The sequence below is a fragment of the Vreelandella boliviensis LC1 genome (assembly GCF_000236035.1).
GTDB lineage: Bacteria > Pseudomonadota > Gammaproteobacteria > Pseudomonadales > Halomonadaceae > Vreelandella > Vreelandella boliviensis.
In genome coordinates this window covers 1,020,390-1,030,229 of sequence record NZ_JH393257.1, presented here as the reverse complement: position 1 = coordinate 1,030,229, position 9,840 = coordinate 1,020,390, and the positions used below count along the sequence as shown (strand labels likewise).

The window sequence follows — 9,840 nt, the reverse complement described above, 5'->3', positions numbered from 1 at the left end:
CAGGTAATCCACGGGCAGCATATTCAGGGGGGGGGAGCCGATAAACCCGGCCACAAACATGGTCGCGGGGCGGGCGTAGATCTCCATCGGCGTGCCCACTTGCTCGATCTGCCCGGCGTTGAGCACGACCAAACGATCGCCCAGGGTCATGGCTTCCAGCTGGTCGTGGGTCACATACAGGCTGGTGGTTTTTAAACGCCGCTGTAGCTGCTTGATCTCGACGCGCATCTGCACGCGCAGTTTGGCATCCAGATTCGAGAGTGGCTCATCGAATAAGAATGCCGCCGGGTCGCGCACCAGGGCACGGCCCATGGCCACCCGCTGGCGCTGGCCACCGGAGAGCTTGCGCGGTTTTCGCTCTAGAAACTCTTCGATCTCGAGCATTTTGGCGGCAACGTGAACGCGCTGATCAATCTCGTCTTTTTTAAAGCCGCGGTTTTTCAGACCATAGGCGAGGTTGTTGTACACCGTCATATGCGGGTAGAGCGCGTAGTTCTGGAACACCATGGCGATATCGCGCTCGGCGGGTTCGAGCTTGTTGACCACCCGATCGCCGATTTTAAGCGTGCCTTCGGTTATGGTTTCCAATCCTGCCACCATGCGCAGCAGGGTGGATTTGCCACAACCGGAAGGCCCGACCAGCACCACGAACTCGCCATCCTTAATCTGTAAGTCGATGCCTTTGACGGCGTGAACATCGCCGCTATAGGTTTTCTTTAGCCCTTCCAAGGTAATGCTGGCCATGCTATTTCTCCGTCTCGGTCAGGCCTTTCACAAATAGGCGTTGCATAAACAGAATGACTAATACCGGCGGCAGCGCGGCCATGACCACCGCGGCCATCACCAGTTGCCACTGGGGGTTCTCTTCCGATGTCATGCGCTGGATGCCCATCACGATGGTGTAATAGTCAGGATCGGTGGTGATAATCAGCGGCCAGAGGTACTGGTTCCAGCCGTAGATAAACATGATCACAAACAGCGCGGCGATATTGGTCACCGACAGCGGCATTAGGATGTCTTTAAAAAACTTCAGCGGCCCCGCGCCGTCGACGCGGGCGGCTTCGAGCATCTCTTCGGGAATGGTCATAAAGAACTGGCGGAACAGGAAAGTGGCGGTGGCCGAGGCGATCAGCGGAATCGACAGCCCGGCAAAGCTGTTGAGCATATTGAGATCCGCCACCACCTGAAACGTCGGAATAATGCGCACTTCCACCGGCAGCATCAAGGTGACGAAGATGATCCAGAAAAAGAACATCCGAAAGCGGAAACGGAAGTAGACGATGGCAAAGGCGGACAGCAGCGAAATAGACAGCTTACCCACGGTGATCGCCATGGCCATGATAAAGCTGTTCCACAGCATCAGGGCGGCGGGCGGTGCACCGGCATTAGAGACGCCGGATTGCCACATGCGCGTGTAGTTTTCGATCCCGTGGCCGCCGGGCAGCAGCGGCAGCGTGCCCTGCAGTAAACCCGACAGGGAATGGGTCGAGGCGACAATCGCGACATACACCGGAAAAGCCACCAGCGCGACGCCAGAGAGCAAAACAATATGGGCTACCAGATTAGCCCAAGGGCGGTTTTCAACCATTAACGTTCTCCCAAAGGCCAGGGCCTGTTGACGTTTCATCGCGAACCGCGTTGCCCCACAAATCGCGCCAGACAAGGCGCAAAACGCAGGGAAGGGTGGTTCCCTTTTCAAGTTTTGCAACGCCGTATGGCGCGATTTGTGGGACAACCCGTAGGGCTGGGCCCGTTTTTACCCGCGGCCGCGTTAGTCGTCGTTCATTTGGAATCACCAAACCTCTCTCCTCCTGCCTTGCCGCGAATAAAAACGGGCTCCAGCGCGGCCGTGAGTGAAACTTCAACAGGCCCTAGTAGTTGACTCGGCGCTCAATAAAGCGGAACTGAATCATGGTTAATGCCACCACAATCACCATCAGAATTACCGATTGAGCCGCAGAAGAACCCAGGTTGAGCCCGACAAAACCGTCGGCATACACTTTGTAAACCAAAATGTTGGTTGCCTGGGCCGGGCCGCCTGCGGTGGTGGCGTGAATGATCGCGAAGGTATCGAACATGGCGTACACCACGTTAACTACCATTAGGAAAAAGGTAGTGGGTGTCAGCAGCGGAAAAATAATCGTCCAGAAGCGCTTGGTTGGGCTGGCGCCGTCAATAGAGGCGGCTTCAATCAGCGATTGTGGGATGGACTGTAAGCCCGCCAGGAAAAATAGAAAGTTATAGGAGATCTGCTTCCAGGCGGCGGCAAAAATCACCAGCAGCATGGCGTCACTGCCCGAGTTGCGGTGGTTCCACTGATAACCCACCATTTCCAGCATATAAGGCACAATGCCGATGGAGGGGTTGAAGATAAACCACCACAAAACACCGGCCAGCGCAGGCGCAATGGCGTAGGGCCACACCAGTAGCGTGGTGTAGGTACTGCGTGAGCGAATCATCCGGTTGACGGTGCTGGCCAATAAAAGCGCCACCGACATTGATAGCAGTGTGGTGCCGACGGCGAACACCGCCGTTACCGACAGTGAATTGACATAGCTGCCGTCGCGGAACAGGCGAGCAAAGTTCTCAAGCCCCACAAACGTCGAGCGAAGCCCAAAGGCGTCTTCGCGCAGTAGTGACTGATACAGCGCCTGACCCGCAGGCCAGATAAAGAAAATCAGCGTCACAATTACCTGGGGCGCCAGCAGCGCGTAGGGCAAAAAGCGACCCGGGTAGGTCATGCGTTTAGTTTGCATGGGCAGCTCGCATCCAAACGAAAGCGCCGCCCACCTTCAGGTGAGCGGCGAAGTGAGTGCTTATTTACTGGTTGGCAGCTTGGAAGTCACGCAGCAGATCATTGCCGCGTGCTACTGCGTCGTCAGCTGCTTCCTGGCCCGATTTGCCACCGGTCATCACCGCTTCCATCTCTTCGGAGATGATGTCGCGAATCTGCACGAAGTTACCAAAGCGTAGGCCTTTGGAGTTCTCGGTTGGCTCGTTAAGCGTCATCTGCTTAAGCGAAATATCCGCACCGGGGTTCTCATCGTAGTAGCCCTGCTCTTTGCTCAAATCCCAAGCGGCTTGGGTGATGGGTAAGTAGCCGGTTTGCTGGTGCCACTGCGCCTGTACTTCTGGCTGGGAGAGGTACTCAAAGAACGCCGCAACGGCCTCATACTCATCGTCGCTATGGCCTTGCATGGCCCACAGGGTGGCGCCACCGATAATCGAGTTTTGCGGTGCGCCTTCTACGTCATCGTAGTAGGGCTGCATACCAAAGCCGACTTCAAATTCTGAATTGGCGGCGACATCGGCACGTGAAGCAGAAGAGCCGAAGAAAATCGCGCAGTTTTGGGAGTAGAACATCGGCTCTGAGTCGGGGCCAGAACCAGGGCCGCCCCATTTAAAGACACCTTCTTCCTGCCAGTCGTGGAGGTTGTCCCAATGGCGAGCGACCAGCTCATTGTTAAAGGTCAGTTCGGTTTCCATGCCGCCAAAACCGTTTTCCAACGTACCTAGCGGCACGTTATGCCAAGCGGAGAAGTTTTCCAGCATTACCCAGCTCGGCCAGGAGGTGGTAAAGCCACAGCTGGCCGCTCCAGCGTCGACGATTTGGCGCGAAAAATCGGCCACTTCTTGCCAGGTTTGTGGGGGCTGCTCGGGATCCAGACCCGCTTCCTCAAACATGTCGCGGTTGTAGTACATAATCGGGGTAGAGGAGTTGAACGGGAACGACAGCATATTGCCGTCGGTGTCGGTGTAATAACCCACCACGGCGGGCAGGAAGGCATCGTTATCGAAAGCGCGACCGTGCTCTTCCATCAGCTCGTACACCGGGTAGATGGCGCCTTTGGCGTTCATCATGGTGCCTGTGCCGACCTCAAATACCTGCAGGATATGCGGCTGCTCATTGGCACGGAAGGCGGCGATCGCGCCCGTCATTGTTTCGGTATAGGTGCCGCGATAGCTGGGGGTAACGTGGTAATCATCCTGAGACTCGTTAAAGTCTTGGGTCATCTCTTCGAGAATTTCGCCCAGTTGGCCGCCCATGGCGTGCCACCAGTTTATCTCTGTTGCCGCCTGAGCAGACAGGCTTAGGCTGGCCGTCGCCACCCCTACGGCTAGCGCGTGTAGTGTAAAACGAGACATAACAGCTCCTTGTGGGATTGAGCTTAATCAGCTGAGTAGCTCATAAGCTCGCGACAATGCGTTTGTTAAGATTTTTTAGATGCACTGAACAGTAGAAAGTGTAGGTGACGTTTTGATGAATGCGAGGTGAATACGCGATGACAGTCAACGCTAATGGTCTGGAGTAGGCGAAGTGTCTGGAGGGTGTTAGGGTTAGCGGCACGCTATATTGGTAAGCTTTTTGAAAGCTAGCTTAGAAAAAGAACTTAGAAAGAGAACTTAGAAAGAGAACATTATGTCCCATGCTGTCGCGCTGCTCGAAAAACTGGTTGCCTTTGATACCACCTCCAGCGAATCCAATCTGGCGCTGATTGAGTATGTGGAAGGCTATTTGGCCGAGTACGGCGTTAGCGCCGAGCGGGTGATGAGCCCCTGCGGCAGCAAAGCCAACCTGATCGCAAGAATTGGCCCAGCGGCGCCGGGCGGGGTGATGCTTTCCGGGCATACGGATGTAGTGCCAGTGGCGGGGCAGCCGTGGTCGAGCGATCCGTTCACCCTGCGTGATGGTGGCGGTGGACGGCTCTACGGGCGCGGTAGCTGCGATATGAAGGGTTTTATCGCCTGTGTACTGGCCATGGTGCCCAGATGGGTTGAGGCGCCGTTGCAGCAGCCGATTTATCTTGGCTTCTCTTACGACGAAGAGATCGGCTGTGTGGGCGCCCCCAGTCTAATTAAACGCTTCTATGAGCACTACTCCACCACCGCCCATGTGATTGTCGGCGAGCCGACCAGCATGCAGCCGGTGGTGGCGCAGAAGGGCGCCACCAACCTACGTACCACGGTGGTTGGCCGCGAAGCCCACAGCAGCCAGGTCAATCAGGGCACCTCTGCCATTCATGTGGCGGCAAGGTTGGTGACCTTTATTGAGGACACCATGGCGGCGTTGGTGGAAGAGGGTCGCATCGATGAGGCCTTTAACGTGCCTCACACCAGCTTGCACGTTGGTAAAATCAAAGGCGGTACGGCGATCAATATTATGGCCCGGGAGTGTCAGTTTGAGTGGGAAATTCGCCATCTGCCCACGGACAACTTCGACGAAATATACGCGCGGTTTGAAGCATTTAGCGCGCAGTTAACTGCTGAGCTGCAAGCCAAAGGCAAGCACGTTGAAATTACTACCGAGCCCCTTAACGTCACGGTACCAGGCCTGGCCGACCGCGATAACGATCAGGTGCTTCTCTTAGCCAAAGACCATTTGCCCCCGGCTTGCTGCAATCACGCGGTGGCTTACGCCACGGAAGCGGGGCAGTTCCAAGGGCAGGGTTTACAAACCATTATTCTCGGCCCCGGCAGCATCGCCCAGGCGCATCAGCCCGATGAATATATTGATATTGAGCAGTTGGAAGCGTGCGAGGATTTTCTAACGAAAATGGGCAGTGCGCTCGAAAGGCCCGCTTAAACTGATTAGGTCCACCCAAGAAAAATCCCACCCTTTAAAAGGAGTGGGATTTTTTTATACCATGCCAATTGATATCAATTTAATGCTGAGGGTGTTCTTCAAACAGCTCAGCTTTGGCATGGCGCATCACATCTTCGCACGCCTGCTGTTGGGCTAACTGCGTCAGCAGGCGCTGAGTTACTTCGAAGCCCTTGCCTAAGCAAGTATCGACTTCCTGTTGGCTGACTGCTGGCGTCACGCGGTAATCGATTTTTACCGTGCGTCCGCCACCTTCCAGCCGATCCGCAACTCCCCTGAGTCGCCACGCGATTTTCTCTTTCCAAGTTGCTGATTCTTCCGCGCCTTCGTTTACGCTAAACGTGCACTGCCATTCCGGTTTAAAGACCTTCATAGGAGAACCTCCAAAAATTTTGGAAAGAATGATCAATCGTGATTCGTACCCCATCGTCTGAATGTATTGCCCTACTACTATATACCTAACGCAGCATAAATATCGAAACAATAGTGATACACGCTGGACGACGCGCATAGGACGTATCGGTTAGGCTATAGAAGATGTGACTAAAGAGCTTTTTTATGACCCGCAAAATTGATCTAAGTTGCCCCTGTGGTAGCAAATTAACGCTTGATAAATGCTGTGGACGTTATCATCAAGGTGAGCCTGCCCCCTCGCCTGAAGCCTTGATGCGCTCTCGCTATTCGGCTTTTGTGTTAGGGCTTAGCGACTACCTGTTGGCGACATGGCACTCCACGACTCGACCCGCAGAGCTTGCGCCTGATCCTGATACAGAGTGGAAATCGCTATCTATCGTCTCCGCAGAGCCGCCACTCGATAATACTGGCTATGTGCATTTTCGTGCCTGTTTCTATGAAAGAGGGCGAGCACAAAAAGGGTGGCATGTATTAGAGGAAGTATCTCGCTTCGTTAAAGAGCAGCAACACTGGTGGTATATCGATGGCACACCTACGCTGACCCGCCTAAAGACACGCCGAAACGACCCGTGCTTATGTGGTAGCGGGCGCAAATTAAAGGTATGTTGCGGTGAATAGTGGCATCGTTAAGCCTCCGAAAGCTGATAATCAGTGGTATCTCTATTTGCTGGAGTGCCAACGCGGTACCTACGCGGGCATTACCAATAACCTGGCGAAGCGCTATCAAGCGCACTGCACAGGCAAAGGGGCGCGTTATACCCGTGCGAATCCTCCCGTTGCGCTGCTGGGCGCCGAACCGTTTGAAGACCGCGCCGCCGCAAGCCGTGCTGAATATCAGTTAAAGCAACAAACGCCGAGCCAAAAACGCCGCTGGGCCAAACAGTGGGCGGTCAGCGGTATTTCCGACCCGGCGCTGGATACTTGAGCCAAGCATATAACTGAACGACAGTATTACCGAACGACGGTGACCGTGCATTCCGCTTGGCGCACAATGCTGAGTGCTGTTGAACCCATGAAATGGTCAGGAAACCCCGGGCGGTTGGATGAAACAATGATGCAGTCGACTCCGTTACGCCGAGCAAACTTAACCACCTGGTGCGCCGCATGGCCTTCTACCACATGAATCGCATAGTGCTCGTCGCCAATTCTTTTGCGGATATCGTCCTTGATGCGTTGCGTGGTGGTTTCGCGGTAATCGCTTGGTAGTGACGGTGCGATATAGGGTGGGATCCGCTCCATGACAGAAATGATCTGTATGGTGCTGTCTTCACCGCTTAGCTTACGAGCCACCTCGATTTTCTGCAGGACATTCGAATTGTTGTCTGCCGCTGTGGTGATCAAAATGTTCTTATACATGGTTGTGCCCTCAGGTTGATAAGCAGCGGTACGACACGCGTACCCACGTGCCTGATCTGATTTTTAACGCACTGCTTCGCTGGGCTCAGCTGGCTGATTGTAGGTGTGGACGTCGTTACGCTCTCCTTCGCGCCAAATGAAGATATTGAACAGGCCGTACAGGATAGCAATGATGGGCGTGATAATGGCGAGGAACGTCCACCCCATGTAGTCCCACGCGGATACATCCAACACACCCATGTAGTAGGCGCCTCCCAGCCCCCAGGGAACCAGCGGCGAAGTGACCGTGGCTGAGTCTTCGCAGGTGCGTGAGCATACCGATGGCAGAATCTTGAGCTTGCGATAGGCCGGTACGAACATGCGCCCCGGAATAATGATGGCAATATACTGGCTGGCGGAGAACAGGTTGGTCGCCAGCGACGAGAAAACGTGGGTAACGATTAGCCCGCGTGAATTACTCACCAGTTTGCCCATCTTCTCCAATAACACTTCGAGCATGCGGGTTTTTTCCAGCAGACCGCCGAGGCTAAGCCCGATAAAACCAAGCGAGATGGTCCACATCATGCCTTGTAGGCCGCCGCGGCTGAGTAGGCTATCCACTGCTTCGATGCCAGTTTCTGATACATAGCCGTAGTTCATGTAGTTCATCATGCTGCCCAGCGCAACGCCTTGAGTGGCGACGGCAAGTCCTGCCCCCAATAGGCTACCGATGACCATAACGGCCAGCGCATTAATGCGCCGGTAGGCTAGAATGACCACCACCAGCGGGGGGATAAACGTTAGTAGACCGACAGAGAAATTCTCACGGATGCCTTCCAGTAGTTCAGCGGTGCGGGAAATATCAGCCCCTTCGCCGTCAAACTGCATACCGATGAAGAAGAACAGAAAAATGGTAATGATCAGTGCAGGGCCCGTGGTGTAGAACATCGATCGGATATGGTCGAACAGGTTTGCTTCGGCAACCCCCGCTGCTAGGTTGGTGGAGTCGGATACGGGCGAAATCTTGTCACCGAAGATGGCTCCAGATATCACCGCACCGGCAGTCATGGCCGGTGGAATCTCTAGACCGTTGCCAATGCCGATAAAAGCAACGCCAAAAGTGGCGGCGGTCGTCCATGAACTGCCTGTTACCAGTGATGCTACGGCGCAAACGATTACGGCAGTGAACAGAAAGTAGGAGGGGTTGATCAGCTGTAAGCCGTAATAGATCAGAGAAGGAATAGTGCCGGAAGCAATCCAACTGGCCACCAGCACCCCAACCATCATCAGGATCAGCATGGGCAGCATGGCAATCTCACAGCCATACAGAATACCTTTCTGGATGTCTTGCCAACTGAAGCCCGATACTAGAGCGATGATGGCACATACTACAATGGCAAAGATCAAAGAGATGTGAGTCACCCAGTCTTCGCCCAGCAGAAAGATCTGGGCAAACATCATGAAGCATAAGAAGCCGATACCGATCAGTGCCCCTATAAATGAAGGGCGTTTTACCGACGTATTTGTCGTAGACATATATTTCTCCTTTTTAGGAGTTTGTATTGTTTGCCGCTACCAAAGCGGCGTTCAGTTGCCTTTTGCTAGTACGACGTGGACGCGAGGCTTGAAATAAGCCAAAAGCGCGCAGCATTACTACCAATTTGGCGTCTGCGTGTGATGGCGCACTGCATTGATTTTGTTGTAATGCGCGATCGAACGAAGGTGAGGTTGGCGTAAGGTCTACTTGGTCAGAAGCGACTCCATTTTTTGTTATTACGTCTAGTGGTATGACCTAGGCACCTCTTGTAAGGGCGCCCATTATTTTAACTAGCAACGTTCTAAAATGATGGCGATGCCTTGTCCGCCACCGATGCAGGCCGCTGCGCAGCCGTAACGCTGTTGGCGGGATTGAAGAAGTCGGCTAAGTGTGCCAGCGAGACGGATGCCGGTAGCGCCTAACGGATGTCCCAACGCCATGGCGCCCCCCCAGATATTGACGCTCTCGGGGTCAATCGAAAGCTCACCCATGGCATGTAGCGGCACGGCGGCAAAGGCTTCGTTGATTTCCCACACGTCGATATCCTGGGGTGTCAACAGCGCCTGTTTTAGCGCGCGCTCAATAGCAGCAGCGGCACCGGCGCCCATTTCCTCAGGCTTAACGCCGCAGTCGGCGATGGCCACCACCCGTGCTAATGGGCTAATGCCATGCTGGTGCAGAGCCTGTTCCGACATCAGCAGCGTGGCGGCAGCCCCTGATGTGAGTGGAGAGCTGTTTCCTGCGGTCACCACGCCGCCTTGCATAAATACCGGGTCTAGCCCAGCGAGGCGCTCGGCGCTGGTATCCGCACGGATGTTGCTGTCCGTGCTGACCGGTTCGCCTGCAGCGTTATTAAGGGTTAAGCGTTCGCCATCGAAATGGCCCGCTGTGTTGGCTGCAGCGGCGCGTTGGTGGGAGCTTAAGGCAAGAGCATCCATAGCCTCACGGGAAA

At 54.7% G+C, this 9,840-nt stretch carries 11 protein-coding genes; 3 read left to right on the top strand and 8 right to left on the bottom strand.

Annotated elements, in window-relative coordinates; all coding sequences use genetic code 11:
* The 4 genes from ugpC to ugpB form a co-directional block, all read right to left on the bottom strand.
* On the bottom strand, window positions 1-744 hold a 744-nt coding region (gene ugpC / locus KUC_RS04485; RefSeq protein ID WP_244264737.1), incomplete at its 3' end, for a sn-glycerol-3-phosphate ABC transporter ATP-binding protein UgpC.
* Between the two features lies 1 nt (window position 745).
* Window positions 746-1,588, bottom strand: a complete 843-nt coding sequence (gene ugpE / locus KUC_RS04480; RefSeq protein ID WP_040479505.1) for a sn-glycerol-3-phosphate ABC transporter permease UgpE — start codon at window positions 1,586-1,588, stop codon at window positions 746-748.
* Between the two features lie 283 nt (window positions 1,589-1,871).
* Window positions 1,872-2,756 carry a sn-glycerol-3-phosphate ABC transporter permease UgpA gene (gene ugpA, locus KUC_RS04475; RefSeq protein ID WP_007111913.1) on the bottom strand — a complete coding sequence of 295 codons (885 nt, stop codon included), beginning with the start codon at window positions 2,754-2,756 and terminating at the stop codon, window positions 1,872-1,874.
* 64 nt (window positions 2,757-2,820) lie between these two features.
* A complete protein-coding gene (ugpB, locus tag KUC_RS04470) occupies window positions 2,821-4,146 on the bottom strand; it encodes a sn-glycerol-3-phosphate ABC transporter substrate-binding protein UgpB (protein WP_007111912.1) in 1,326 nt (441 codons plus the stop codon).
* Between the two features lie 274 nt (window positions 4,147-4,420).
* Between ugpB and argE the strand changes: the two genes are divergently transcribed.
* Window positions 4,421-5,584 carry an acetylornithine deacetylase gene (gene argE / locus KUC_RS04465; protein WP_007111911.1) on the top strand — a complete coding sequence of 388 codons (1,164 nt, stop codon included), beginning with the start codon at window positions 4,421-4,423 and terminating at the stop codon, window positions 5,582-5,584.
* A 79-nt stretch (window positions 5,585-5,663) separates the two neighbouring features.
* Here the strand turns inward: argE and KUC_RS04460 are convergent, their stop codons facing one another.
* Complete coding sequence (locus KUC_RS04460; RefSeq protein WP_007111910.1) at window positions 5,664-5,975, bottom strand: hypothetical protein; 312 nt, start codon at window positions 5,973-5,975, stop codon at window positions 5,664-5,666.
* A 185-nt stretch (window positions 5,976-6,160) separates the two neighbouring features.
* Here KUC_RS04460 and KUC_RS04455 point away from each other — a divergent pair, with 185 nt between their 5' ends.
* Together KUC_RS04455 and KUC_RS04450 are read left to right on the top strand one after the other, a co-directional pair.
* Window positions 6,161-6,634, top strand: coding sequence for a YchJ family protein (locus KUC_RS04455; protein ID WP_007111909.1), 474 nt, complete (start codon window positions 6,161-6,163; stop codon window positions 6,632-6,634).
* Window positions 6,627-6,941 (top strand): GIY-YIG nuclease family protein, encoded by a 315-nt coding sequence (locus KUC_RS04450; protein WP_007111908.1) that lies wholly within the window; start codon window positions 6,627-6,629, stop codon window positions 6,939-6,941. The genes KUC_RS04455 and KUC_RS04450 overlap by 8 nt, the downstream gene beginning before the upstream one ends.
* Before the next feature lie 26 nt (window positions 6,942-6,967).
* On the opposite strand, the gene KUC_RS04445 is transcribed toward KUC_RS04450, so the two are convergent.
* The 3 genes from KUC_RS04445 to KUC_RS19930 all read right to left on the bottom strand — a co-directional run.
* On the bottom strand, window positions 6,968-7,372 hold the full coding sequence (locus KUC_RS04445; RefSeq protein WP_007111907.1) for a universal stress protein: 405 nt from the start codon (window positions 7,370-7,372) through the stop codon (window positions 6,968-6,970).
* Between the two features lie 63 nt (window positions 7,373-7,435).
* A complete protein-coding gene (gene nhaC, locus KUC_RS04440; RefSeq protein WP_007111906.1) occupies window positions 7,436-8,887 on the bottom strand; it encodes a Na+/H+ antiporter NhaC in 1,452 nt (483 codons plus the stop codon).
* A 291-nt stretch (window positions 8,888-9,178) separates the two neighbouring features.
* Window positions 9,179-9,840, bottom strand: a 662-nt coding sequence (locus KUC_RS19930) for a thiolase family protein (RefSeq protein WP_244264736.1), incomplete at its 5' end; no start/stop codon positions are given.